This is a genomic window from Streptomyces sp. NPDC034103, assembly GCF_055575395.1.
On record NZ_JBVISS010000001.1, the window covers coordinates 636,822 to 662,216 of the forward strand.

Sequence of the window (25,395 nt, forward strand, 5' to 3'; positions counted from 1 at the left end):
AAATGGGCTTTCCACGGGGAGTTGTGCGCAGAGCATGACCGGACGGGCGCGGACGGTCGTCATCGGACCCTGCTACGCAGGCCCGTGAGCAGATATGCGCAGAGCAGGGCCGCCAACGACAACGTCAGCGCGCCACCCACGGGTTGAGCGATCACGCGCGCGGCGGCGGCGAGCCAGCGCTCTCCGCCGAAGGGCCACTGCATCAGGAACACCTCGCGCAGCCGCTGCGGAAACCCGGCCGCCGTCCGCACAGCCGGTCCCTCCAAGACCTTTTGTACGAGAGGTACGACGACGACGGGAACCGCGACCACCGCCGCCAGCCCGGCCGCGGTGGACCGGAAGATCCCGGCGGCCAGCACACCGGCCCAGCCGCACCCGACCACCAGGCTGATCCAACTCGCGCCCAGGGTCAGCCAGTCCGCGGGAACCTGTGCGAGCTCCCGTCCGTAGAACAGGTAGAGCACTTCGGCGTCGCAACCCACCGTGAGAAAGGCCAGCAGCAGCGCGGTGGCCGCCGAGACGACGAGTTTGGCCGCGAGCAGCCCCAGTCGGCGGGGCACGGTGCCGCGGTCCGCCGCCAGCGCGGGGTGGCGGAACTCGTCGCCGAAGGCGAACGCCCCGAGCAGGCCCGCGCCGAGCGCGGCGGGCGGCAGCGGCAGCTCCTGCGGCCAGGCGGCCAGCAGGCGGTGCTGTGGGGTGTGGCCGACCCTGGCCAGCAGTACGGCGGCCAGGGCGGACACGACGAGCACGGCGGCCCCGGTCAGGAACCCGGTCCCGACCCCGGTGGCACGCCGCACCTCGTACCGCAGCGGGCGGAGCGGACTGGGGGCGGGACGGACCGAGATGGGGGGCGGCAGTTCGGCACGAACGTCGAGGGTGGTGAGTCCGGCGGGAGGGCGAGACCGCGTGCCGCGCCGAGGTGCGATGCCCTCGACCGGGCGGGGCACGGACGGGGCGGAGGGTTGCCGAGCGTCTACGTCGCCGTCGGCCGCGGATGGTTGCCGGGGTTGCCGCTCTGCGTCCGCAGTGTTGGCGGAGTGATGCGCGGGTGCCGCGGGCTCGCTGCCCCGGTCGAGAGACGAACGCGCCTCGCCGGTGACCGTCGGGTCAGCACCGCCGCCCAGGGCACGCGGCGCGTGCGCTCCTTCGGCTCCACCTGCGTCGAGGTGACCGTCGCGAGCGAGGGGCAAGGAGGTGCGGTCGGCACCGCCCCCGGCCACGTGATCGGATGCGGCCGCGGGACCGTACGGGGCGGGCGAGGACGGCTCGTCGAGCGAGAACCTCGGTGAGGCGTCGGGGCTTACCGGTGTTACATCGCCTACGGAGGTTCCGTTCTCTACGGATGTCACGCCCGAGGCCGGACTCCGGGCCTCGGTGTCGGCCCTCGGGATCCCATCGAGTCGGTGTCCTTCGAAAGGGGCGGGGGGCCGAGCGGGCCCGGGCGTCCGGACCGGTGCGGGAGGTGGAGCCGGGGCCCGGGGGCCCTCGGAGGTGTCCCGCGGAGCCTCTCCCGCTCCCGGCCCCATGTCCCCGACCTCGTCGGCGAGTTGGTGTACGAGGATGCCGTGGCGGAACGCTGTCTCGCCGACGTCGGCGCAGGTACTGCCGTAGACGGAGAGCCGGTTGCCGCCCTCCCGGACGACCTCGACGGAGCGCTGTGCCGTGCGGGCCTCCCTGGCGAGCAGGGTGGCGAGACGGGCGGCATGGGGGGTGCGGACGGCGACTCGGGGGCGCAGCCGGGTGCGGGCGAAGTCGTCGGCCTCCTGATCGGCGACGAGTCGGCCCTCCTCCAGCGTGACGACCCGGTCTGCCGTGCGAGCGGCCTCCTTGGGGTCGGCCGTGGTGATCAGGACCGTGCCGCCCTGGGCCGCGTGGGTCCGCAACATGCCGTACAGCCAGCGGCCCTCGCGGGCGGAGAGACTGTGGGCGGGTTCGTCGAGTACGAGGGTGTGCGGGTCGGGGAGGAGGGCGCAGGCGAGCCCGAGACGGCGGTCCATGCCGCGCGCGAGGGTGCCGAGGCGTTCCTCGCGCAGGCTGACCAGGCCGACGACCTCGAGCACTTCGTCGGCACGGCGGACCGGGACGCCCGCCGCGGCGCACAGCATCCGCAGATGGTTGCGGACCGTGCGGGAGGGGTGCCCCGGCACGTCACCGAGCAGCACGCCGACCTCACGCGACGGGTGGGCGATCCGACGCAGGGGCCGGCCTCTGAAGTACGTGACCCCGCGCCCCTGTTGCAGTTCGAGCATGAGCCTGAGCGCCGTCGTCTTGCCCGCCCCCGGGGCGCCGAGCAGCGCGGTGACTCGACCCGCGGGCGCCTCGAAGGAGACGTCGTCGACAGCGGGTGGAAGATCCTTGCGAGGGTTGCTGGTCAGTCCGAAGGCCTGGATCACCCTCAGCAAGATAGCGCGCTATGTCCGTTTTTTCCGTCACTGTAAGGCTGGCCCACCCTGCGGTCGGTGAGCGATTCGACTCCCGGGACCGGTACCCCGCACCGAACTCCGCCCCTGCTCAAGGAATAGCCCGAACGTCACATCTCGGCTGGTCGGCAGGGAGGTTGAGCGAACCTCACACTTCGGGGCGCAGCATCGGCGGGTTGAGCAGCGTGGCACCGCCCGCACGGAAGAGCTGGGCCGGGCGGCCGCCCTGGCGGGTGGTGGTACCGCCGGTGGGGACGAGGAAACCGGGCGTCCCCGTCACCTTGCGGTGGAAGTTGCGGGGGTCCAGCGCCACTCCCCACACGGCTTCGTAGACACGGCGCAGCTCGCCGACGGTGAACTCGGTGGGGCAGAACGCCGTCGCCAGCGAGGAGTACTCGATCTTGGAGCGCGCGCGCTCCACCCCGTCGGCCAGGATCTGGGCATGGTCGAAGGCGAGCGGTGCGACCGCTTCGCCGTCCCGGCCGTAACCGCCCTGCTGGAGCAGCTCCTCGACCGGCGCCCAGCGTGCGTTGCTGGCGTCGCCGCCCGCGCGGGGCGCGGGCAGGTCGGGGGCGAGCGCGAGGTGGGCGACGCTGACCACCCGCATCCGGGGGTCGCGCTTGGGGTCGCCGTACGTCGCGAGCTGCTCCAGGTGGGCTCCGTTGTCCTGGACGGGGGCGGCCGGCTCATGGGCGCGCAGCCCGGTCTCCTCGGCCAGCTCCCGGGCCGCGGCCTGCGACAGGTCCTCGTCGGCCCGAACGAAACCGCCGGGAAGCGCCCAGCGCCCCTGGAACGGCGGCTCCCCCCTGCGCACCGCCAGCGCGCACAGGGCATGGCGGCGCACGGTCAGCACGACCAGGTCCACGGTGACGGCGAAGGGCGGAAAGGCTGACGGGTCGTAGGGCATGCGGCGATCATAGTCGTCTGCCTGACGATAAACACGCCCTTCACCGGCCTCATCCATCGCTCGTCCACTGCGGCTCGACACGGGTTCCACCGGCTCCGCTCGTCTCGGTACGGCACCTCGGCACCGCACGTCGTACCAGGTCACGCTCCCAGTTGCAGTCCGTCGGCAGCCTCCTCGACCATGGCGAGACCCAGTCGGCCGACCCGTACGGAGAACGGGGCGCCCGCGACCCTCAGTCCGGTCAGGACGATCTCGCCCAGCGGCGCGCTGCGCACCGGGCGCAGGGTGACGGTCCCGGCGGGGGCGTCGGGGCGGACGCCCGCGAGGGTGGTCAGCATCAGCACGCTCGCTGCCGCCGCCGTGGCCGCGGGTCGGCATGCCGCCGGATGCGGAACCGGTGCGCTTCCCTCGGTGCGCTGCTCCCCCGCGTACATCTCGGGCAGCCGGTGGCCGAAGGCCTCAGCCGCCGCCAGGGCGCCTCGCAGCAGCGAGGTCGCCTCCTTCTCGTAGCCGGCGGCGGCCAGCCCGGCGACGGCGATCGCCGTCTCATGCGTGCGTACGGCTCCCCCGCGGTGGCCGAACGGGTTGTACCCCGCCTCCTTCGCGCCCAGACCGCGCAGCCCCCAGCCCGAGTCCATGGCGGGGCCGCCGAGCAGCCGGGCGAGCTGTTCGGTCTGCACCGTGTCGAGCAGGCCTGCCACCGGCTCGCCCCCGCCCAGCAGGCCCGTGTCGAGAAGGTGGACGGCGACCGCGGCCAGGTGCGGGACGGGCCGACCGTCCGGGGCGCGGGCCGCCGCGGGTCGGCCGCCACCCAGGTCGTCGAGCCAGAACTCCTCCCGGAACGACATCCGCAGCTCCCGGGCCCACTGCCGCAACCCGGCACCACCCGGTCTGCCGCAGGCGTCGAGCAGATCGGCGCCGAGCAACGCGGCGCGGTGCGCATGGGCCTGTGTCTCACAGCGGGCCGGGCCGCCGGGCTGCGGGTCGCTCAAGTACGGGGCCTCGCCCACGGTGGTCCGCAGCCAGGTCAGACAGCGCTCGGCGGCGGGTAGCAACTCCTCCGTCTCGGCGTCGGGAAGACCCCAGCGGCGGGCCTCCGCGAGGAGCACCGGGAAGAGCAGCGTGGCTTCCGTGCCGGTGCAGCTCGGCGGGAGGTGCGGGCCCGCGTCGCGTCTGGGGCCGGGAATCATGCCGGACTGCCGTCCCGGGCCGGGGAGTTGGGTGCGGGCGAGCGTGCGCAGGGTGCCCGCGGCAAGCCTGGTGCCCAGGGGCAGGGTCATCCGGGCCGCGGCAAGCGCCTCGGCCGGGGCCAGACCGCAGCGCCAGGGCGCCCCGGCGGCCAGATGTGTGTCGGCCGGGTGCGCCGGGTCGCGCAGGAGCAGGGACTGGAGGTCCTCGATGCTCGTCCTGAGCAGTTCATGAACTCTTGGGTCGTCGCCTGACGCCCGCGCGGGCGCGAGGGGGCTCGTGGCGGCCCGCCCCACGGCCCGGACGGGTCCCGCGCCGTCCGTACGAACCCGCAGCTCCACGCTGGTACTGCCTCCCGGGGGCAGAACGAACTCCCAGCGCAGCAGCCCGGCCGAGGCCAAGGCGTCGGCCGGTGGCGGGTCGGCCGTGACCGACGAGTTGCCGAGGGGGGACGACCAGCGCAGACCGGAGTCGTGGACGCTCGCGGGCACTTCGGGACCGGGGGTGCCGCTCGCGATCGCCCCCAGGTCGGCCAGATCGGTCCCGAGGGCCACCTCGACCGGCAGACGCAGCGGGCGCGGGGCCGCGCTGTACAGGGTGATCCGCTCCGTGCCGTCCGCGTGGCGCAGGCGCTCCACGACGACGTCCGGATCCGGACCCGCATGCGCGGAGGTGCGGACGGTTCCCACGAAACGGGCGCTGTCGGCCGTGTTCATGCGCGACTGAACCGCGAGCGGCTCCCGTCCGGCCACCCGGACCTGGCAGCGGGACAACACACGTCGACCGGCCCGGTAGAACCCCTCCAGCCCACGACCGGTCAACTGCCCGTGCTCCGTGGAAATCGCGAGGCACGGGAGGGCGACACAGATCAGAGCGGTGTGGGTGGGCGGCAACTCGCCGGCGCGACGCGGTGACGGAAGCGCACCAGCGGGAAGGGGCGGGACTGGTGAGCGGCTTGCCTGCCCGGCCTGCCCGGCCTGCGCTGCCTGCGCGACCTGGCGCGCCTGCCCGACCTGCTTGGCCTGCGCGACCTGGTGGGCCTGCCCGGCCTGCCTGGCCTGCGCGACCTGGTGGGCCTGGCGGGGTGGCGCGGAGCCTTGGCCCAAGGGGGGTGAAGAGGGGAGCCCTTCTCCTGCCGACGGGCCCGGGCGGCGCGGTCCGCCTGGTCGGCCTGTCAGTTCGACAGGGGCCGGACCGCGCGGCGGAGCAGCCGGGTCCCCTTCCCCGGGCATGGAAGAGCCCAGCCTCCCTGCGCGGTCGGAGCGAGCGGCTGGTTCCGCTTCCGGTGATGCGGTCGACGCCCTTGCTGGATCGGGGGGACCGGTTCGGGTTCGGCGTGGCTCGTGGGCGAGAGGCGTGCCCGGGGTCGTCGACGGATCGAGGGGACCGGTTCGGTGCGGCTCGTGGGCGAGAGGCGTGCCCGAAGCCCTCGCCGGATCGGGGGGACGGTTTCGGTGTGGCTCGTGGGCGAGAGGCGTGGCCGGTGCCCTCGCCGGGTCAGGCGTGCGGTCCGGCTGCGCCTCGCGTGGGATCGAGTCCCGGCCGGGAGGCGTGAGCGTGCGGCCCGAGTCCTGCGGATCGTGTCGGTCGGCGCCGCCCGCAGACGGTGGTAGAGCGGTCTGCGGCGCTGGTGCACCAGGGGTGGAGCAGTCGTCGTCGGAGGCGGAGGGCGGAGTCGACTGATGCATGGGCGGCTTCTTCTGCGCTCTGTGCGCCTCGGGCGCGGCCGGCGTCGGGGTAGGGGTTCCTGAACGGCCAGGGTGGTGCGTCGGCAGGGCCCGTCCAGGCGTTCCGCCACTCAGGTGAACGGAACAGGGCTCCTCGGAGTCACGCCTGCGATCGGCCGAGCCAACCGGATGGCGGCCAGTGTTCGGTCGACCGAGGCGCGGGGTGCTCGGCGTGGGCCGACAGGTCGAAGAGGCGGGTTCGGTCGCCCGGAGCACGTGAGGTCAGGCGCTTGGGACTTCCGGCGGCCGGGAAGGGACTGCGAGGCCTTTGGGCTCGGGGACTTCCAGCGTTCCAACCCCGCGAACTCCCGGACTCCCGGAGGCCCCGACTCCCGGCCTCCCGGACTCCCGGACTCCCCGATTTCGAGCCTCCCCGACTCGCGGACTCCGGACGCCCGGGTTGCCTCGGCCCAAGGGCTCCAGGGGCCCAAGGCTCCCCACGCGCGTCAACATGAAGTCCGCTCTTCCTCTCCCCACCCGCAGCACCCCCCTCAGTGCCGCCGCGGACCCATGCACCACAGGATTGCCGTCCGTCCCGTCCAGCCCTTGGCCATCGATATAGCCCCGCACACAGACGGCGCTCCCTCACGCACCCCCATCCGTGTCGCCACCCTTCCCACGCACCGCCCTCCTGCGCGTGCGGTTCACACGTGCGGCGAGAGGCCTGGTGCCTCCCGTCGTCGGCGTACGCGGACGGGAGCCGTTCGAGCCCTGCCCTTGCGCCTTCGTGGTGGCGGAGCCGTCGGACCGCATCCTGCGGCGGCGTCCGGTGGCGGGTGCGGGACAGGGCGCGGATCCGTCCGTGTCGCCCGGCGCCGGGGTCTCGGCGCTGTCGGAACGCTCGGAGTCGGGTTCCTCCTCGTCGACCCGCTCCACGCGCTCCGCCCGCAGACAGCGACGGATCGACTCCGGGTCCAGCCCCTCGTTGCAGGCCTGGTGCAGCAGCCGCGCGAAGAGGTAGTCGGGGTCCGCGCCCAGTGCCATGGCCAAGGCCTCCCTGGCCTCCAGTTCGTCGCCGGTGGACCAGGCGACCCAGCCGGCCAGGGTGAGGGGCGCGGCCGCGTGTTCGCCGTACGGTCCGACACAGCGCCGTGCCAGGGCCCGCCACAGGCGGAGGGCCAGGATGGCCTCGTCGCCCTCCATCCACTCGGCCGCGCGATCGCGGGTCGTGCGGTCCTGGAGACCGAGAATGAGCATCGCGGCCTCGTCGTGGTCCAGCAGTTGGTCGTCTCGGAGATCCTCGGTGAGCGTGCCGGACACGCGCGGAGCCTGGCCGAAGCGCCGCATGACCTGCCTCGCCAGCTCGAGTGTCTCCTCGGCCATCCCAGCCCGGCTCGAATCGTCGAGGATCCTCGGCACGATCGCCATGCTGCCCGTGTCCAGGGCGATTTCCTGGGCCAGGGCTGAGGCGTTCTCCCAGGGGAGCAGCCTGCCTCGCAGCTCCCTCAGGGTGCCGCGCACCTGGAGTCCGGCGTAGGTGGCGGCCGCCGCCAGTACCGAGGTGCCGGGCAGGCCCATCGCCTCACCCTCGGGCGGGCAGCACTCCTCGCTTGCGCAGCAGTAGGACCAGAAGCGCCCGTCCGAAATGCACAGTGCCTCGATCACGGGTACGTCGAGGAGACCGCACTCGACGCGGAGTTTTTGTGCGAGGGGCCGCAGGCGTTCCATCACCTGCCGGCCGGACTCACTCTTCCCGGGTTCCTGGCAGAGGTAGGCCACCATCTGCTCGGGGCGAGCTCCCCTGCGTTCGCTGCCGGTGACGAGTCCGTGGGCCAGCTGCCGGGCCGCGGTGGGCCAGTCCTCACCGCCGGCCGGGATACCGAGCCGGGCCCGGCCTCCGAAGCGGCCTCGTCCGTCCCTGTCGTGAAGGGCCACCAGGACGATGCTGTCCTCGGGGCGGTACCCCAGGAGATACGGCAGGGCATCGGCGAGTTCGGCCGGGCTGCGCAGGGTCACCTGGTGCTCGCCGGCCTGACCGTCGTACGGGGTGCAGTCGAGGTGTCCCGTAGGCGCGGGACGGCCGCTCTGCCCTCCGAGGTCTTCACGCCGGTCATGCCAGCCACGTCCCGCCGCGTCGCCGTTTTCGGGGGATCCAGTCGTTTCGCTGTGGTTCGTCATGCCCAGACGATCTCGCGGATCACGAAGTTCCGTTTTGCCCTGTGGATAACCTCGACCAGGGACACGTCAACCCGGGCACGATCGCGGGGCTTCGGGCACATCCGGCGACTGCCCGTCCACACCCCGAGAGGCGCCCGCGTCGACCCCGCGCACCACCCCGAGCAGACCCGCACGCCGCTCCCGCGCACCACCCCGAGCCGGCCCACACGTCGCCCCCGCACCCCCCACCGAACAGGCCCGCACGCCGACCCCACGCCCCCACCCCGAGCAAGCCCCCCTCCGACCCCGCACCCACCCCCCGGGCGAGCCCCGCGCCGATCCGCGCCCCCACCCCCGGAGCAAGCCCCACCCCGATCCACGCCCCACCCCCAGCAGGGCCGGCCGCGGATTGTCAGTGGCGTCCTGTTGTATGGACACATGGAGCACACGAGCAACGTCGATCTCCGGGCGGCCGCCGACGCGGTTCTCGCCCGTCTCGTCGGGGACACCACGGGCACCGCCCGGCTGCGGGAGGACCAGTGGCGGGCGATCGAGGCGCTGGTGGCCCACAAGCGGCGAGCCCTCGTCGTGCAGCGCACGGGCTGGGGCAAGTCCGCGGTGTACTTCGTGGCGACGTCGCTGCTGCGCGCCCGCGGCAGCGGCCCCACCGTGATCGTCTCGCCGCTGCTCGCGCTGATGCGCAACCAGGTCGACGCCGCGGCCCGGGCGGGCATTCACGCCCGCACCATCAACTCCGCCAACACGGAGGAGTGGGACACGGTTCAGGCAGAGATCGCGGCCGGTGAGGTCGACGTCCTGCTGGTCAGCCCCGAGCGGCTCAACAACCCGGACTTCCGTGACTCGGTGCTGCCCAAGCTGGCCGCCGCCACCGGGCTCCTCGTGGTGGACGAGGCCCACTGCATCTCCGACTGGGGTCACGACTTCCGTCCGGACTACCGGCGGCTGCGCACCATGCTGGCCGACCTCCCGCCGGGCGTCCCGGTGCTGGCGACGACCGCCACCGCCAACGCGCGCGTGACCGCCGACGTCGCGGAGCAGCTCGGCACGGGAGGCACCTCGGACGCCTTGGTCCTGCGCGGCCCACTGGACCGCGAGAGCCTGAGCCTGGCCGTCCTGCCGCTGCCGGACGCCGCGCACCGGATGGCCTGGCTCGCCGACCACCTCGACCAGCTGCCGGGCTCCGGCATCATCTACACGCTCACCGTGGCCGCCGCCGAGGAGGTCACCGCCTTCCTGCGACACCGAGGCCACACCGTCGCCTCGTACACGGGCAAGACGGAGAACGCCGACCGGCAGCAGGCCGAGGACGACCTGCTCGGCAACCGTGTCAAGGCGCTGGTCGCCACCTCCGCGCTGGGCATGGGCTTCGACAAGCCCGACCTCGGTTTCGTGGTCCACCTCGGCTCGCCCTCCTCCCCCATCGCCTACTACCAGCAGGTGGGACGCGCGGGGCGCGGCGTCGAGCACGCCGAGGTGCTCCTGCTGCCCGGCAAGGAGGACGAGGCGATCTGGGCCTACTTCGCCTCCCTCGCCTTCCCTCCGCAGGACCTCGTGCGCCGCACGCTCGACGTCCTCGCGCGCGCGTCGGGCCCGATGTCGCTGCCCGCGCTGGAGCCGCTGGTGGAGCTGCGCCGCTCCCGGCTGGAGACCATGCTCAAGGTCCTGGACGTGGACGGGGCCGTCCGGCGCGTGAAGGGTGGCTGGGTCGCGACCGGTGAGCCGTGGACGTACGACACGGGGCGGTACGACTGGGTGGCCCGGCAGCGCAAGGCGGAACAGCAGGCCATGCGTGAGTACGCGTCCACCACGGGCTGCCGGATGGAGTTCCTGCAACGCCAGCTCGACGACGAGGGCGCCAAGCCCTGCGGCCGCTGCGACAACTGCGCCGGAGCACGTTTCACGGCGGACACGTCCACCGCCGCGCTGGACGCCGCGCGCGTCGATCTGGGCCGGGCGGGCGTCGAGGTCGAGCCGCGCCGGATGTGGCCGACGGGACTGCCGGCGATCGGCGTGGAGCTCAAGGGACGCATCCCGGCCGGCGAACAGGCCTCGCCGGGGCGGGCGTTGGGGCGCCTGTCGGACATCGGGTGGGGCAACAGACTGCGGCCGATGTTCGCCCCTCAGGCCCCGGACGGTCCTGTGCCGGACGACGTGGCGAAGGCCGTGGTGGGCGTACTCGCCGACTGGGCCAAGGGGCCGGGCGGCTGGGCTTCGGGAGCGGCGGACGGCCAGCCGCGGCCCGTGGGTGTGGTCACCGTCCCCTCCCGCACACGGCCTCGGCTGATCAACTCCCTCAGTGCGCACATCGCGGAGGTCGGCCGACTGCCGCTCCTGGGATCGGTCGAGTACGCGGGCGACGCGCCACCGCACTCCAGAAGCAACAGCGCCCAACGCCTCAAGTCGCTCGACGGCGCCCTCGCGGTGCCGCCCGACCTCGCCGCCGCGCTGGCCGACGCCGGTGGCCCCGTGCTCCTCGTGGACGACTTCACCGAGACGGGCTGGACTCTCGCCGTGGTGGCCCGGATGCTTCGTCGCGCCGGTGCCCAGGCAGTGCTGCCTCTGGTGTTGGCCGTGCAGGGTTGATGACGCTGATGCCATCGGTGATCGATGGCACAGAGTCACGGACCACGGACTCTGACGACATGCTCCGGCTTCCCGGCACCTCGGGAGTGCGCGGCCTCTGACATGCGCGGACGTGCCATGCGTCACCCGGCGGTTCGCCGGGTAAGGATATAAACCACACACCATCAGATATCGGTCGACGGCCCCAATTGCTCGTTGCCGCAACCAAGTTCGACAGGAAGAATTGAAGTCCGCTCCCCGCACGGCTCGCCGTGGTCCGGTAGGGCTCTGCTGCGGCGTGCGCTCCCCCGAATCCGACCCCGCCCGCAGTGTGGGCGCGTAGCCGAAGGGAGGACCGTGACCTTCGGATTCGCTCCGTCCCCCGCGGCATCCACGTCGACGACTGCCGACCTGTCCGCCGCATCCGCCAACCCGTTGACCCGCATGCTCGAACCCGCGGAGTGGGCCGCAGCCGGAATCCCCCTGCTGCGCAACCCCCGTGAGGTCGTCAGCGGACTCCACACCCGGCACCACCCGAAGCCGTCGACCGCGATCGTGGCCGTGCTCGATCCGGACGAGCGCCTGCTTGCGAGTGCGTCGTTCGTCCGCCGCCCTGCCCCGGCCGACGGCTGGATGTTCCGCAACGCGCTGCTCGCCCAGCTGCGTCGGGTCATCCCGCACGACCTGCGGCGCCGCACACCGGTACGCACCGCCGTGCTGCTCTACTGCCGGGACGGCGACGCGCGCTGGACCGAGGAGGACGGCGCGTGGATGTGGGGCCTGCGAGACGCCTGCACGCTGCACGGGTTGCGCTGTGGCGCGTACATCACGCTCACCCGTGACGGCTGGCAGGTTCTCGGCGAGGGACGCGGCGGACGCCGACCCCACTCCGAGTCGTCACCCGAACCCCTCGCCCTGTCCGAGGCGCCGCCCCCGCTGCCCCGCACCGGCGGTGCCGCCTCGGAGGTCCTGCGCCGCGCGGCGGCCCGCTGAGCAACCTCGGCAGGGCACGACCGACCGGCGCGGCCCAGGAGCCCGATCGACCGCTCCGGAGGCAGGCGTCGGAGCGGTCCGGCTGCGCCTGCCGACGGATCGCTCCGGGCCGCAGCCGAACCTCCGCACAGGGAACGCCACTTCAGGCGCCTGCCGATGGCATGCCGATCCCAGCGCGCCCACATGCATCAGGAGCGCGACACTTCGGCAGCCCGCATTTGACTCACGCGCCGAACGACGGGCGGACGTAACGCAGCCTCGGGCCCGCCCAGGCACGGGCGGACGCGCACGGACCGTCCCCCGACCATCCGCGCACGACAGAGCCCCCACCGTGCAGGCGCCGCCGCGGCGACGCCTTTGTCACTCCCAGAGTCCCGGGAATCCGCGGAGCCCCCAGAGACCCCCGACGTACCGGAACGGGGTCAGACCCCCGCGCCCAGCACCGAGTTGATCTGCTGCGGGTCACCGCAGACGATCAGCAGGGCGCCGGCCCGACCGAGTGCCAGAGGCAGCGCGGTCGCGGCGACGGAGTCGGAGCCTCCGTTGACGGCGACCACGACCACGGGACGCGTGGTGACCCGGCCCGCTGCGGTGGCGTCGGCGTAGAAGACGTCGTCGCCCGCGTCGTGCTGGGCCCAGTAGGAGGACTCACCGAAGGACAGCTCGTGGGTGGCCCACGGGTGCTGCTCGCCGGTCGTGATCACCAGTACGTCACCGGGGGCACGGCCCGAGTCCAGGAGCAGGTCCACGGCTTCCTCGGCGGCGTCGAGCGCACCTTCCGGAGAGGCCGGGATCAGCTGGATCTGCGGGGCTGCCACCGGGGCGACGGTGTGGGCGGCCGGACTCGACGGACCGGGCTTGACGGCCACGTCGCGCGGCGTGCGTTGCACCGGAGGCGTGGGCCGGAGGGGGCCGGAACGGCCGGGACGCGGGTGCGCCGCAGGCCTGGGGCCGGGTACGGGACGGGGGGTCGGCGCGGTACGGCCACTGGCCGAAGTGGCGCGGGGACCCTGGGCACTCTCGTGAATCGGAGGCTCCTCGGGAAGGAGAGGCATGGCTGACTTTTATCAAACGTTAGTGCGGCTCGCATCGGCGGGTGGCACATGAGTGCGAGCGGAACGGTCAGAAATCGAATCCGAGCTGGCCCTCGATCTCCGGGACGCGCCCGTCCGCCCAGCTGCGGGCCTTCTTGAGGTGCCGCCACTGGGGCAGCGCATCAAGATACGCCCACGACATCCGATGGTGCGGGGTGGGGCCCCGCTCCTCCAGTGCGGCCTTGTGCACGGGCGACGGATACCCGGCGTTGTCCGCAAAACCGAAGTCTGCATGGTCGATACCCAGTTCGGCCATCATTTTGTCGCGCTGAACCTTGGCGATCACCGACGCCGCCGCGACCGCCACACACGACTGGTCGCCCTTGATCACGGTACGGACCTTCCAGGGCACCCCGAGATAGTCGTGCTTGCCGTCGAGGATCACCGCGTCGGGCCGGACCGGCAGGGCCTCCAGCGCCCGGACCGCCGCCAGGCGCAGCGCGGCCGTCATGCCCAGGTGGTCGATCTCCTCGGGAGAGGCGTGCCCCAGGGCGTACGACGTCACCCACGTCTGCAACTGCGCGGCCAGCAGGGTACGCCGCTTGATCGTGAGCAGCTTGGAGTCGGTGAGACCTTCGGGGGGTCGGCGCAGTCCGGTGATCGCCGCACAGACGGTGACGGGACCGGCCCACGCGCCGCGCCCCACCTCGTCGACACCGGCAATGATCTTCGCTCCGGTCGTGGCGCGAAGGGAGCGCTCGACGGTATGTGTAGGCGGTTCGTACGGCATGGCGCCCTTAGCCTACGCCGCCCGGATCACCCGGCGACACCCTGGTTTCCCCGTGCGGTGCGGACGGCGGTCCGAGCCGTGTTCAGCCGTAGCCCTTGCGCAGCAGGGGGACCATCAACTGGTCGATCATCTCCTCGAGATCGCGATCGCTCCATTCACTGCCGCACATCTTGGACCGGTACATCATCATGGCCGGGACGGCGTCGAAGACATAGCTGTTCGCAGCGTCGGCACGGACCTCGTTCCGCTCGATCCCGCGAGCGATGACCTCCCGGAGGAGTCTTGTCGTCGGCTCGACGACCCCGTCGAAGATCACCGCGTGGAAGCGCTCCGCCTGCGTGGGGTCGCATTCGTGAATGACCGCGCGGAGCGCGAGACCGGGGCGCGAGAACATCGCCTCCCGTGCCTGCCGGCACAGTTCGAGGAGGTCCTCGCGCACACTGCCCAGATCGGGTGCCGTCTCGATGATCGGCAGTCCGAACTGGAGAGCGTCGGCGACGAGATCTTCCTTGGACGGCCAGCGCCGGTAGACCGCCGCCTTGCCGGTCTGGGCACCGGCGGCCACACCTTCCATCGTGAGGCCCCTCCACCCGACCGTACTGAGTTGCTCCAGCGCGGCATCGAGGATCGCGCGTTCGAGCACGGCGCCGCGCCGACGCAGGGAGGCCGCCTGGGCGGGGGCGGCCATCCAGCGCGAGGTAACCATCTGAGTGACTCCAGCGAGCAGAGGAAGCGGGAATTCCGGGGATGAGGGGACAGCGCGCGACGCCTACGGGGGATACGCCACGCAGCGAGAACCCGAGGCGCACGCTTGGGTTAACCATGAGGGACTCAGTACGGTCGACGCGACAGTGAACGCGTGCGTTCACTAACGCACCCGTGGGGCACCATAGCGACAACCTCCCAGTTGATCAAGGAGTAGAAGCCAGGCGCGGCCCGCCGGGAGGGACACCCCGGCATCGACATCGCGCTCACCGTCATCTCGGCCTGCCAACTCAGGCAGTCCTCGACACGATCGTTCCGACGCGTGTTGCACCGCCCCTGCCATCGTCATCGTCCTTGTGAAACAGGCAGTCCAGCGCCTCATGAGGGATTTGCCCACCTCAGACTCGACCAACCTCCGTTCGCCATGCCCGTCGACTGCCGCATCGCCACGGTGATGACCGCCGGGCGGGTGGTCGATGCGGCCGCCCGCCGCAGCGCCCTACGCCTTCCCGCCGCCGCCCCGCAGGGATGACAAGACCAGGCGCCCGTACCGTGTGGTGAGGGCTCCCGCCGTGGCGGCGACCGACAGTCCGAGCGCGATCAGCAGGTGGGCCGTGGAGTGGTCGTCGAGGACTTGCAGGATGCTGAGGGCAGTGCCGAGCGGCAGGCCAAGAACGGTGAGGACGCCCAGGGCCCCGCTGATCTGCTGGCTCTCCTGGGTCTGGACGAGCCTGCTGTAGTCGGCCGCTTCGGCCAGGATCTCGTCGACGCGTGCGGGCAGCCGGTGCTGGTTCTGGAAGGCGAGGAGCAGGTCGTTCGCCGCGCCGTGGGCGGTGAGGTGCTGGCGCCAGTAGGTGCTGCGGAAGACGGCGATATTCCGCTCCAGCGTGGCAACGCGGCGCGCGAGACGGGAGGAGTTGAACACCTCGGAGAGTTCGTCGGTGAGCTCGTCGATGTGATCGCGTTGGAGCGAGCCGAGGAGCAGGGCGTCGAGGTAGACGGTCCGGGAGTGCAGGGCGCCGAATTCGAAGAAGTCGCCCGCACCGGTATCGGGCCGGTGGCCGAGGAAGGCGGCTCCTTGGCGCAGTACCAGGGCACTCCAGTCCGCCGAGATCCGTACGGTGTCATTGAGTTGCTCGGCTGCGGTTTCCGGAGGCAGGGGGAAGTCCTCCGGTGTGGAGCGGGAGGCCAGTTGCCACAGCCAGTGGTCCGCGGTGCTGGGCAGGGCCCCTCCGTCGCCGGCGCGAAGGGCGGGAGTGTGCCGGGTGGTGGGGGTCATGAAGGCGATGGTGTAGGGCCGGGCAAGGGCGAACGGCGTGTCGGCGGTACGGACATCGGCGATCCCGGCGAGGAGCCCGGCGGGATCGAAGGGGCCGGTGAGCGGTTCGTCCGCGAGGTTCGGTCTCCGCCCGGCGAGGGCACGCAGGACGGGCAAAAGTGGCCTCTCCACGCTCAAGTGCATTACGACAAGAGCGTGTTCGGGGTTGCGAGCGGTGGCCGCGCGGAGGAGTTCCATGCCCAGCAGGTGCAGTCCGTCGTGCTTGACGTCCAGTGGCAGGTGCCAGCGGCGCGGTCGTCCGGGTGCGCCGTAGAGGGCCCGGGCGGAGGCGGGGGCGAAATAGGTGGACCGGGTCCGGGCGTCGGTGCGGCGGCTGCCCAGTTCGAAGGGGAAGGGGCCTTCGGGCCAGTCAGGGACGCGCAGCAGCCGCACCGGCAGGGCAACGGTCAACTCCTGGCGCGCCCCTGTGACATCAGCGAGCTGCGGATCTCCGTGAGCGGTCACCGGTAGCACTCGGCAAGGTCGGGCTGTTCGAGGCGGGTGACGAACTCCGCCCGGTCGAGGCTCGCGGCGCTGACGTGGAAGCGGACGCCTTCACCGGTCCGAGTGGCGCGGAGTCCCCCGGTGACGATCTGCCGGTAGCCGAGGCCGTAGTAACGCTCGTCCGCGTCACCCTGCACGACATAGGCGCCGAGCGCACCGCCGGGCCCACCGCCACTCGGACGCCGGCCCACGATGATGCCGTGACGCGGGTCCCCGACGCTCATGCTGCCGCCTCCTTGGTTCCGGAGCCATCCAGGACTTGCACGCACCGGAAGCCGACCACGTTACTCCCGCCGCGCTTGCGGTAGATGCCCTGGCTACTGGTCTGCACGGCACGCATCGGGTCGCCCACGCCGGGCCCCCACACCCTCCTCGACACCGACTGACGAGCCAAGTCACGCCGCCTTCTCCGGGATCATCTCCCCGTCACCACACCTGTTCACCCCGACAGCGTGCCGTCGGCCTGCCACCCTTCTCAACCCCGCCACCGCTTCGAGGCCAACCACTTTAGAGAACGCTTGTGTTCACTAGGACCGACTCGCTATCGTCCCGATTAGTGAACGGGTACGTTCACTACATTGTCTCTGGGGGACATGCCGTGACGCATGATCAGATACAGACGCAGTCACCCGCGCCACCGGGTCCGAACTCACGCCCGTCACACCCAGGCCTCGCGCTTACGGTCATCGCTGCGTGCCAGCTGATGGTGGTGCTCGATGCCACGATCGTCAACATCGCCCTGCCCGACATCCAGACCGCGTTGAACTTCTCCACGACCGACCTGACGTGGGTGGTCAGCGCCTACACCCTCACCTTCGGCGGCCTGTTGCTGCTCGGCGGGCGAGCCGGGGACATCCTCGGCCGACGGCGGGTCTTCATCGCCGGCATCCTGCTGTTCACCTTCGCCTCACTACTCGGCGGACTCGCCCAAGAGCCCTGGCAGTTGCTGGCCGCACGAGCCCTGCAGGGAATGGGCGGCGCGATCGCGTCACCCACCTCGCTCGCGCTCATCACCACCGCGTTCCCGGAAGGTCCCGAGCGCAACCGGGCGCTCGGTATCTTCGCAGCCGTGTCCGCGGGCGGCGGCGCCATCGGGCTCCTGGCCGGCGGGCTGCTCACCGACTGGCTCGACTGGCGCTGGGTGCTCTTCGTCAACGTGCCCATCGGCGTCGCCATCGCGGCACTCGCACCGCGCTACATCAAGGAGTCCGAACGCCACCCCGGCCGCTTCGACGTGACCGGCGCGCTCACTTCGACGCTCGGCATGGTCGCTCTGGTCTACGGGTTCATCAGGGCGGCATCCGACGGCTGGCGGGACTCGGTGACCGTCGGCGCCTTCGGCACAGCGGTGGCACTGCTCGCCGTCTTCATCATCGTCGAGAACCGCGCCAAGGAACCGATCACCCCCCTGAGGATGTTCGCCGACCGCAACCGCTCCGGCACGTACGTGATCATGATCAGCCTCGCGGCGGCGATGTTCGGCATGTTCTTCTACATCGTGCTCTTCGTGCAGAACGTGCTGGGCTACTCCCCCATCCGCGCCGGCCTGGCCTTCCTCCCCGTCACCGTGGTCATCGCGACAGGCGCGGGGATATCGCAGCGACTGTTGCCGGTACTCGGACCCAAGCCCTTCCTGATATCCGGCACCACTCTCGTCACCATCGGGCTCGTCTGGCAGTCTCTGGTCGACTCCGGTAGCTCGTACGTCGGCGGAGTGCTCGGCCCGATGCTGCTCTTCGGCTTCGGCATGGGACTCAACTTCGTCACCCTCACCGTGACCGCCGTGTCCGGCGTCGCCCCGCACGAAGCAGGCGCGGCCTCCGCTCTGCTCAACACGACACAGCAGGTGGGCGGCGCGCTCGGTCTGTCGATCCTCACCACCGTGTTCGGTTCCGCCAGCCGCGACGAGGCAAGCAAACAGGTCGCGTCGTTCATGTCCCAGGCCACACCGGAACAGAAGGCGTCGTTCGCCGAGACCCACCAGCTGCCTGCCCCCTGGAGCCACGACGTTCTCGCCCACGGGATCTCCACGGCTTTCATCCCAGCTGTAGCCATGGCCGTGCTCGCCCTGGCCACCGCCGGGTTGGTCATCCGGGTCCGCAAGAGCGACCTGGAGGCACTCGCGGGCACGGCGGGCCCCGGCATCGGCTGACTCGACCGGGCCCGCGCAGGATCGCGAATGGCTGGACCCCGTCCGGAGAACCGACGGCGTGGACGAGGTCCGGCCATCCGCACCACCCCTACAGGGCGCGACCGGACACGTGCGGCGCGTCCTCGCACGGTCAAGGCTTCGCCCACCGCGGCCGGCAAAGGTCGAGGTCGCGGCAGAAGCAGTAGCCGAACCAGCCCCAGCCCCAGCCCCAGCCGCACTCGCAGTCGCAGTCGCAGTCGCAGTCGCAGAAGAAAACGCAGAAGCATCGACACGAACCGCATGGCCACCCCCCGTGTCCCTCGTGAGTCACCCCGTCCTGCGCGCCCCCCACGGGTCACACAGCGTTGTCACGACAACGAGCGCACAGTCACGCAGAGTTCCCGACATGCACAGAGAGTTTCCTCCCCCCACGTGGATGCGGCAGCCACATTCAGACGCCGCCACCCACGCCGCAGCCTCACCCAGCCCCCGGCACCCACTCCGGCAGCGCCTCGGTCCGCCCCACCCACTCGGCGGGCGGCGTCCCGGCCTTGCTCCCGGCGATCACCCCGCCCACGATGGCGCAGGTCGTGTCCACGTCACCGCCCACGTGGGCGGTCGTCCAGAACGCCCCCTCGTAGTCCCCGAGGGACCGCGCGGCCGACCAGAGCGCGAAGGGCACGGTGTCATGGGCCGTCGTACGCCGCCCGCAGCCCAGCACGGCCGCGACGGTGCCGGCGTCGCCGTAGTCGAGCATGTCCCGGGCGCGGCGCAGCCCCGCTCCCACGGCGCTCTTCGGGACGAGGGCGATGACGCCGTCGAGGAGTGCCTCGGGGCTCGGCGGGCCGCCGGGGGCAGCGGCCAGCGAAGCCGCCGCGGCGACGGCCATGGCACCGACGACGGCCTCACGGTGCTGGTGCGTGGGGTAGGCCGAGATCTCCGCCTGGTGGGTGGCCTGCTCCGGGTCGTCGGCGTACCAGGCGCCCAGGGGCGCGATGCGCATCGCCGCGCCGTTGCCCCAGGAGCCCTGCCCGTTGAAGAGCGCGGCGGCGAGTTCGCGCCAGTCACCGCCCTCCCGGACCTGCCGCAGCAGACGGTTGACGGCGGGGCCGTAGCCGCGGTCGAAGTCGTGGTGGTGGGCGAAGGAGTGGGCCAGCGCGTCCTGGTCGATCCGATGGTGGGCGGCCAGGACCGCCACCACGGAGCAGGCCATCTCGGTGTCGTCGGTCCACTGCCAGGGCTCGGCCGGCAGCTCGCGGCGCTTGAGCAGCGGGTAGTTCACCGGTACGAAGAACTGTGAGCCCAGCGCGTCACCCACCGCGAGCCCGCGCAGGCTGGACAGGGCGCGGTCCAGGCGCCCGTCGGGAGAGGAGTCAGCGGTCATCGCCCTGCCACTCTAATTCGTCGTCGTAGGGTCCAGCACCCTGCGGCTGGTGCGGTCGGCCTGTTCGAGGTCCGGGATCATTCTGGGATGACCAGGCCGTACTCGCGCAGTCGGGGCAGACATATCTTGAGGCAGGACTCCACGGACACCGCGTCCGTGCGCACCAGGAGGTGTCGTGGAACGGCGCTCCGTTCGCGACGAAGGTCCACGACTTCACGCCGTCACGCATACGCTCCGCATCAGCCTTGAACAGGACGGTGCCCCTCTGTTGGCGAGCACCTCCATGACGCGCACCACGCCACCTAAGCTCCCCACGCGCCCGATCGAACACAGCTCGACCACGCGAGGGCGCCTACCCACTCATCCCGTAGGGCTCCGGATCACGCCACCGCTCGAAAGGGCGGTCGAGCGCGTACCTGCCGTCGTCCCCGAGAACAAGCATTCGCATCTCCGCGTTCCCCGGATTCGCCAGCGACTCGAACTCCGCGACGGACCAGTGGAACCAGCGCATGCAGAACAGCCGCATGGCGAGCCCATGCGTCACCAGCAGGACGTTCGGCGGGTGGTCGGGGGCCTCGAAGCTGCGGAACAGGCTCTCCAGGAAGCCGCCGACCCGGTCGTACACGTCGGCACCGGACTCTCCCTGCGCGAAGCGGTAGAAGAAGTGGCCGTAGGCGTCCCGGTAGGCCTTCTGCAGGCGTACGTCGTCACAGTCCTGCCAGTTCCCCCAGTCCTGCTCCCGCAGCCGGGGCTCCTCGCGCACCCGCACGAGCTCGGGGTCGAGGTGGAAGGCGCGGAAGGTCTCATGGGTGCGGCGGTACGGGGAGACGTACACGCTGACGCGCTCGCGCCCGAAGATTTCGCGCAAGCGTTTTCCGGTCTCCTCTGCCTGCTGCCAGCCTCGCTCGGTCAGTGCCAGCGCGTGGTCTGGCTCGCGTTCGTACACGGTGTCATCAACATTGCCCATTGACTCCCCGTGCCGGACAAGGACGATTCGCCGTGGTCGTGCCATGCCAAGACCCTAGATCGAGTGACGGCCGATCGAGCACCCGTAGGGCCTCCATACGGCGTACGTCACACACTTCCTGCACCTCGGAGCGCATCACGGCCCGCGAGTCAGTCCGGTTTTCAAACCGTCCAGCCGGGCTCCAGCTCCACGATGTCGCCCGCCAAGGCAGCCACGTCCGCATCCGTCTGGGCGCGCAGGGCGAGCCGCTCGATCCGTTCGATGCGGTACTTGCCGTGTTCCGCCGCCGACCGCCACATCGACAGCACCAGGAACTCATGGCCCGGAGCCTCACCGAACAGGCCGCGGATCATGCCGGGCGAGCCGGCCATCGCGGGATTCCAGACCTTCTCCTGCATCAGCGTGAAGTGCTCGGCGCGCTCCTCGTGGACGCGGCAGTGGGCCACCCGGACCAGGTCCGTGTCGGTGAAGCGCGGTTCGAAGCCCATCTTCACATCGAAGCGGTAGTCGAAGAGCTTGACCTGTGGATCCTTGAAGGTGCCGGACTGTGCGGAGGCCAGCCGGTCGTGGGAGCGGGCCATGAAGGAGTCGTAGAAGGAACGGCTCTCCCAGAAGGAGAAGATGTGCGCCACCCCGGGTCGTCCCCGGCTCCAGCCTCCGCCCTGTCCCCGAAACCCCGGCTCCCCCAGAAGCCCCGCCCATTTCCGCTGCCCCCGCTCGAAGCCGCGGCGGTCCACCACGGTGCAGCGAATCCACTTGACCAGCACCGCGCCATCGTAAGGCCACGCAGCGTGGCGCCGGTCACGCTCTGACGGAGATCTCTCCCGCGAGCGGCACGCGCGCGTGGCAGGATGGACAACCGGCCGCGACTGCCTGGCAGTTCGGACCGTGGAGCACGGGGAAGGGGAAGCCTGGTGAACGGCCTCAACAAGGGGATCCGCAAGGTGGAAGTCTCGCTGAAGTGGGACCCGAGCCCGGCGGGGCAGAGCGCCACCGATCTGGACATCGTCGCCGCGACCTATCTGGCCGCCGAGCCGTACGGTGACCCGGCCTATGCGGTGCACTTCGACAGCCGCTCGCCCGACGGCACCATCACTCTCAACCGGGACAGCAAGGACGGCAAGGGCTTCGGCTGGGACGAGGTCATGACCCTGGAGCTCGACCGGCTCGACAGCCGGTACGCGCGCGTGGTCGTCGGTGTCGTCATCCAGCAGCGCTCCGAGGAGCGGACGTTCGTCGGAGTGATCAACCCGGCGCTGCGGATCCGTGAGGGGTACACGGTGCTGACCGAGGACGACTTCGGCAGTGTCCTCGGGGCGACCGCGGCGACGGTCGCCGAGTTCGTCCGGGACGGATCCGGGACCTGGGAGCTCCGCCCGGGCATTCACGGCTTCGAGGACGACCCGGCGGAGTTCACGCGGAGCATGGGGCAGGTCCATCGCCCCTGATCAGGGGGTACCGACGCGCGCGGCCCCCAGCGTCCCGGGGCTCCCCGGCAGCCGTGCCGGTGCCGGTACGGCGAGAGGACCGAACATGCGCGCGGGACCCCGATCTCTGAACCGTCCCGTCAGGTCCTCGGGCCCGCTCGCGGCGTAGGCGAAGTGGCCATCGCGATGGGCCGCTGACCATCGAGAAAGACGAGTGGGGAGCCGGCATCGCGCCGACTCCCCACTTCACGCCTTCAGTTCACGCCTGGACGGCGCGTACGGTCAGCTGCACCCGCTGGTCGAGCCGCAACCCTCGCAGATGTAGCAGGAACCGGCCCGCTGCATCTTCGTACCGCAGGAGAAGCAGAGCGGGGCGTCGGCCTGGATGCCCAGCTGCATCTCCACCAGCTCGGCGCTGGTGTGGGCCTGCTTCAGGGCGGGCGTGGCCGCCTCGACCTCGGCCTTGGGGGTGACGACGGCCTTCAGCTCCTGGGCACGCGGCGCCGACTGAGCCAGGCCCTCGACGTCGACCTCGTCCTCGGACGGCTCGTACGAACCGGTCTCCAGGTGACGCTGGCGCTCCTCGGCGGAGTGGATGCCGAGCGCGGAGCGCGTCTCGAAGGGCAGGAAGTCCAGCGCCAGGCGGCGGAAGATGTAGTCGACGATCGACTGTGCCATCCGCACGTCCGGGTCGTCCGTCATGCCGGCCGGCTCGAAGCGCATGTTGGTGAACTTCGAGACGTACGTCTCCAGCGGAACGCCGTACTGCAGACCCACGGACACCGCGATGGAGAAGGCGTCCATCATGCCCGCGAGGGTGGATCCCTGCTTGGACATCTTCAGGAAGACCTCGCCGAGACCGTCGTCCGGGTAGGAGTTGGCGGTCATGTACCCCTCGGCACCGCCGACGGTGAACGACGTGGTGATACCGGGACGGCCCTTCGGGAGGCGCTTGCGGACCGGGCGGTACTCGACGACCTTCTCGACCGTCTCACGGATGGTGGCCTCGGCCTTCTCCGTGATCTCGGTCTTCTCCTTCTCCTTGGTCTTGGCGGAGAGGGGCTGGCCGACCTTGCAGTTGTCGCGGTAGATGGCGAGCGCCTTGACGCCCATCTTCCAGGCCTCGAAGTAGACCTCTTCGACGTCCTCGACGGTCGCCGTCTCCGGCAGGTTGACCGTCTTGGAGAGCGCGCCGGAGATCCAGGGCTGGATCGCGGCCATCATGCGGACGTGGCCCATCGCGGAGATGGAACGCTCGCCCATGGCGCAGTCGAACACCTCGTAGTGCTCGTGCTTGAGGCCGGGGGCGTCGATCACATTGCCGTGCTCGGCGATGTGGGCGACGATCGCCTCGATCTGCTCCTCCTGGTAGCCCAGGCGGCGCAGGGCCTGCGGGACGGTGCCGTTGACGATCTGCATCGACCCGCCGCCGACCAGCTTCTTGAACTTGACCAGGGCGAGGTCGGGCTCGAGGCCGGTGGTGTCGCAGGACATCGCGAGACCGATGGTGCCGGTCGGGGCGATGACGGACGCCTGGGAGTTACGGAAACCGTTCTTCTCACCGAGGCGCAGCACGTCCTGCCAGGCCTCCGTGGCGGCGGCCCAGATCGGCGTGTCCAGGTCGTCCACACGGACGGCCTTGGTGTTCTCGTCCGCGTGCTGCTTCATGACCCGCAGGTGCGGCTGCGCGTTGCGGGCGTAGCCGTCGTACGGGCCGACGACCGCGGCGAGTTCGGCGGAGCGACGGTACGACGTGCCGGTCATCAGGGAGGTGATGGAGCCCGCGAGGGCCCGGCCGCCGTCGGAGTCGTACGCGTGGCCGGTCGCCATCAGCAGGGCGCCGAGGTTGGCGTAGCCGATGCCGAGCTGGCGGAACGCGCGCGTGTTCTCACCGATCTTCTGCGTCGGGAAGTCGGCGAAGCAGATGGAGATGTCCATCGCGGTGATGACGAGTTCGACGACCTTCGCGAAGCGCTCGACATCGAAGGACTGGTTGCCCTTGCTGTCGTCCTTCAGGAACTTCATCAGGTTCAGCGAGGCGAGGTTGCAGGACGTGTTGTCCAGGTGCATGTACTCGCTGCAGGGGTTCGAGCCGTTGATACGGCCGGACTCCGGGCAGGTGTGCCAGTGGTTGATGGTGTCGTCGTACTGGATGCCCGGGTCGGCACAGGCCCAGGCGGCTTCCGCCATCTTGCGGAACAGCGACTTGGCGTCGACCTCTTCGATGACCTCGCCGGTCATGCGGGAGGTCAGGCCGAACTTGCCGCCCTGCTCGACGGCCTTCATGAACGTGTCGTTCACGCGGACCGAGTTGTTGGCGTTCTGGTACTGGACGGACGTGATGTCGTCGCCGCCCAGGTCCATGTCGAAGCCCGCGTCACGCAGGGCGCGGATCTTCTCCTCTTCCTTCACCTTGGTCTGGATGAAGTCCTCGATGTCGGGGTGGTCGACGTCGAGGATGACCATCTTCGCGGCACGCCGCGTGGCGCCACCGGACTTGATCGTTCCCGCGGAGGCGTCGGCGCCGCGCATGAAGGAGACGGGGCCCGAGGCGTTGCCGCCGGAGGACAGCAGCTCCTTGGAGGAGCGGATGCGGGAGAGGTTCAGGCCGGCACCGGAGCCGCCCTTGAAGATCATGCCCTCTTCCTTGTACCAGTCGAGGATCGACTCCATGGAGTCGTCGACGGACAGGATGAAGCACGCGGAGACCTGCTGCGGCTGCGGGGTTCCGACGTTGAACCACACAGGGCTGTTGAAGCTGAAGATCTGGTGCAGGAGGGCGTAGGCCAGCTCGTGCTCGAAGATCTCGGCGTCGGCGGGCGAGGCGAAGTACCTGTAGTCCTCGCCGGCCTTCCGGTACGTCTTCACGATGCGGTCGATCAGCTGCTTGAGGCCGGTCTCGCGCTGCGGGGTGCCTACGGCACCACGGAAGTACTTGCTGGTGACGATGTTGACCGCGTTCACCGACCAGAAGTCGGGGAACTCGACGCCACGCTGCTCGAAATTGACCGAGCCGTCGCGCCAGTTGGTCATGACGACGTCACGGCGCTCCCAGGCCACCTCGTCGTACGGGTGCACGCCGGGGGTGGTGTGGATGCGCTCGATGCGCAGGCCCTTGTTCGCAGCCGCCTTGGTGCCCTTGGCGCGGGAACTCCGTGCCGGACCGCTCGCCGTCTCTGTCATGCCGCCTCCCTGTACGGGCTAAAACGCCCTGAAGTGC

17 protein-coding genes are annotated in these 25,395 nt (G+C 70.9%); 4 read left to right on the plus strand and 13 right to left on the minus strand.

Annotation, left to right across the window (positions count from 1 at the left end; translation table 11 throughout):
- Window positions 1–59: 59 nt before the first annotated feature.
- The 4 genes from ACZ56U_RS02780 to ACZ56U_RS02795 form a co-directional block, all read right to left on the minus strand.
- Complete coding sequence (locus tag ACZ56U_RS02780; protein ID WP_469082216.1) at window positions 60–2,393, minus strand: ABC transporter ATP-binding protein; 2,334 nt, start codon at window positions 2,391–2,393, stop codon at window positions 60–62.
- Between the two features lie 175 nt (window positions 2,394–2,568).
- Window positions 2,569–3,327, minus strand: coding sequence for an NUDIX hydrolase (locus ACZ56U_RS02785; protein WP_391233691.1), 759 nt, complete (start codon window positions 3,325–3,327; stop codon window positions 2,569–2,571).
- A gap of 140 nt (window positions 3,328–3,467) precedes the next feature.
- A complete protein-coding gene (locus ACZ56U_RS02790) occupies window positions 3,468–5,384 on the minus strand; it encodes a glycogen debranching N-terminal domain-containing protein (protein ID WP_469082280.1) in 1,917 nt (638 codons plus the stop codon).
- 1,443 nt (window positions 5,385–6,827) lie between these two features.
- Window positions 6,828–8,360, minus strand: a complete 1,533-nt coding sequence (locus ACZ56U_RS02795; protein ID WP_469082217.1) for a DUF4192 domain-containing protein — start codon at window positions 8,358–8,360, stop codon at window positions 6,828–6,830.
- Window positions 8,361–8,777: 417 nt separating this feature from the next.
- Between ACZ56U_RS02795 and ACZ56U_RS02800 the strand changes: the two genes are divergently transcribed.
- Both ACZ56U_RS02800 and ACZ56U_RS02805 read left to right on the plus strand, forming a co-directional pair.
- Complete coding sequence (locus ACZ56U_RS02800; protein WP_469082218.1) at window positions 8,778–10,943, plus strand: RecQ family ATP-dependent DNA helicase; 2,166 nt, start codon at window positions 8,778–8,780, stop codon at window positions 10,941–10,943.
- 336 nt (window positions 10,944–11,279) lie between these two features.
- Window positions 11,280–11,915 carry a hypothetical protein gene (locus ACZ56U_RS02805; RefSeq protein ID WP_391233687.1) on the plus strand — a complete coding sequence of 212 codons (636 nt, stop codon included), beginning with the start codon at window positions 11,280–11,282 and terminating at the stop codon, window positions 11,913–11,915.
- A gap of 422 nt (window positions 11,916–12,337) precedes the next feature.
- On the opposite strand, the gene ACZ56U_RS02810 is transcribed toward ACZ56U_RS02805, so the two are convergent.
- From ACZ56U_RS02810 to ACZ56U_RS02830, 5 genes are all read right to left on the minus strand, one after another.
- The gene (locus tag ACZ56U_RS02810) at window positions 12,338–12,970 is read right to left on the minus strand and encodes a hypothetical protein (protein WP_469082219.1); all 633 of its coding nucleotides are present in this window, start codon (window positions 12,968–12,970) and stop codon (window positions 12,338–12,340) included.
- 67 nt (window positions 12,971–13,037) lie between these two features.
- The gene (locus ACZ56U_RS02815; protein ID WP_469082220.1) at window positions 13,038–13,739 is read right to left on the minus strand and encodes a ribonuclease HII; all 702 of its coding nucleotides are present in this window, start codon (window positions 13,737–13,739) and stop codon (window positions 13,038–13,040) included.
- 82 nt (window positions 13,740–13,821) lie between these two features.
- Window positions 13,822–14,445 carry a TetR/AcrR family transcriptional regulator gene (locus ACZ56U_RS02820; RefSeq protein WP_469082221.1) on the minus strand — a complete coding sequence of 208 codons (624 nt, stop codon included), beginning with the start codon at window positions 14,443–14,445 and terminating at the stop codon, window positions 13,822–13,824.
- A gap of 498 nt (window positions 14,446–14,943) precedes the next feature.
- A complete protein-coding gene (locus ACZ56U_RS02825; RefSeq protein ID WP_469082222.1) occupies window positions 14,944–16,173 on the minus strand; it encodes a hypothetical protein in 1,230 nt (409 codons plus the stop codon).
- A gap of 50 nt (window positions 16,174–16,223) precedes the next feature.
- Window positions 16,224–16,490: a hypothetical protein gene (locus ACZ56U_RS02830; RefSeq protein WP_469082223.1), complete on the minus strand. Its 267-nt coding sequence runs from the start codon at window positions 16,488–16,490 to the stop codon at window positions 16,224–16,226.
- A gap of 389 nt (window positions 16,491–16,879) precedes the next feature.
- Between ACZ56U_RS02830 and ACZ56U_RS02835 the strand changes: the two genes are divergently transcribed.
- Window positions 16,880–18,418 carry an MFS transporter gene (locus ACZ56U_RS02835; protein ID WP_469082281.1) on the plus strand — a complete coding sequence of 513 codons (1,539 nt, stop codon included), beginning with the start codon at window positions 16,880–16,882 and terminating at the stop codon, window positions 18,416–18,418.
- Between the two features lie 457 nt (window positions 18,419–18,875).
- Here ACZ56U_RS02835 and ACZ56U_RS02840 read toward each other — a convergent pair whose 3' ends face one another.
- The 3 genes from ACZ56U_RS02840 to ACZ56U_RS02850 all read right to left on the minus strand — a co-directional run bounded on the left by ACZ56U_RS02840 (window position 18,876) and on the right by ACZ56U_RS02850 (window position 21,515).
- Entirely contained in the window at window positions 18,876–19,781 is a 906-nt protein-coding gene (locus tag ACZ56U_RS02840) for an ADP-ribosylglycohydrolase family protein (RefSeq protein WP_469082224.1), read from the minus strand.
- Window positions 19,782–20,133: 352 nt separating this feature from the next.
- Window positions 20,134–20,793 carry a histidine phosphatase family protein gene (locus ACZ56U_RS02845; protein WP_469082225.1) on the minus strand — a complete coding sequence of 220 codons (660 nt, stop codon included), beginning with the start codon at window positions 20,791–20,793 and terminating at the stop codon, window positions 20,134–20,136.
- A gap of 116 nt (window positions 20,794–20,909) precedes the next feature.
- A complete protein-coding gene (locus ACZ56U_RS02850) occupies window positions 20,910–21,515 on the minus strand; it encodes a YdbC family protein (RefSeq protein WP_469082226.1) in 606 nt (201 codons plus the stop codon).
- A 147-nt stretch (window positions 21,516–21,662) separates the two neighbouring features.
- Here ACZ56U_RS02850 and ACZ56U_RS02855 point away from each other — a divergent pair, with 147 nt between their 5' ends.
- Window positions 21,663–22,196: a TerD family protein gene (locus ACZ56U_RS02855; protein WP_469082227.1), complete on the plus strand. Its 534-nt coding sequence runs from the start codon at window positions 21,663–21,665 to the stop codon at window positions 22,194–22,196.
- 261 nt (window positions 22,197–22,457) lie between these two features.
- On the opposite strand, the gene ACZ56U_RS02860 is transcribed toward ACZ56U_RS02855, so the two are convergent.
- Window positions 22,458–25,358, minus strand: coding sequence for a vitamin B12-dependent ribonucleotide reductase (locus ACZ56U_RS02860; protein ID WP_469082228.1), 2,901 nt, complete (start codon window positions 25,356–25,358; stop codon window positions 22,458–22,460).
- Window positions 25,359–25,395: the final 37 nt, after the last annotated feature.

What these genes read in the sequence shown, in the direction of transcription:
- ACZ56U_RS02815 (WP_469082220.1), bottom strand. Translation starts at nt 13,739, where the DNA reads ATGCCGTACGAACCGCCTACACATACCGTCGAGCGCTCCCTTCGCGCC.
- ACZ56U_RS02830 (WP_469082223.1), bottom strand. Translation starts at nt 16,490, where the DNA reads ATGAGCGTCGGGGACCCGCGTCACGGCATCATCGTGGGCCGGCGTCCG.
- ACZ56U_RS02795 (WP_469082217.1), bottom strand. Translation starts at nt 8,360, where the DNA reads ATGACGAACCACAGCGAAACGACTGGATCCCCCGAAAACGGCGACGCG.
- ACZ56U_RS02840 (WP_469082224.1), bottom strand. Translation starts at nt 19,781, where the DNA reads ATGACCGCTGACTCCTCTCCCGACGGGCGCCTGGACCGCGCCCTGTCC.
- ACZ56U_RS02800 (WP_469082218.1), top strand. Translation starts at nt 8,778, where the DNA reads ATGGAGCACACGAGCAACGTCGATCTCCGGGCGGCCGCCGACGCGGTT.
- ACZ56U_RS02860 (WP_469082228.1), bottom strand. Translation starts at nt 25,358, where the DNA reads ATGACAGAGACGGCGAGCGGTCCGGCACGGAGTTCCCGCGCCAAGGGC.
- ACZ56U_RS02845 (WP_469082225.1), bottom strand. Translation starts at nt 20,793, where the DNA reads ATGGCACGACCACGGCGAATCGTCCTTGTCCGGCACGGGGAGTCAATG.
- ACZ56U_RS02785 (WP_391233691.1), bottom strand. Translation starts at nt 3,327, where the DNA reads ATGCCCTACGACCCGTCAGCCTTTCCGCCCTTCGCCGTCACCGTGGAC.
- ACZ56U_RS02820 (WP_469082221.1), bottom strand. Translation starts at nt 14,445, where the DNA reads ATGGTTACCTCGCGCTGGATGGCCGCCCCCGCCCAGGCGGCCTCCCTG.
- ACZ56U_RS02810 (WP_469082219.1), bottom strand. Translation starts at nt 12,970, where the DNA reads ATGCCTCTCCTTCCCGAGGAGCCTCCGATTCACGAGAGTGCCCAGGGT.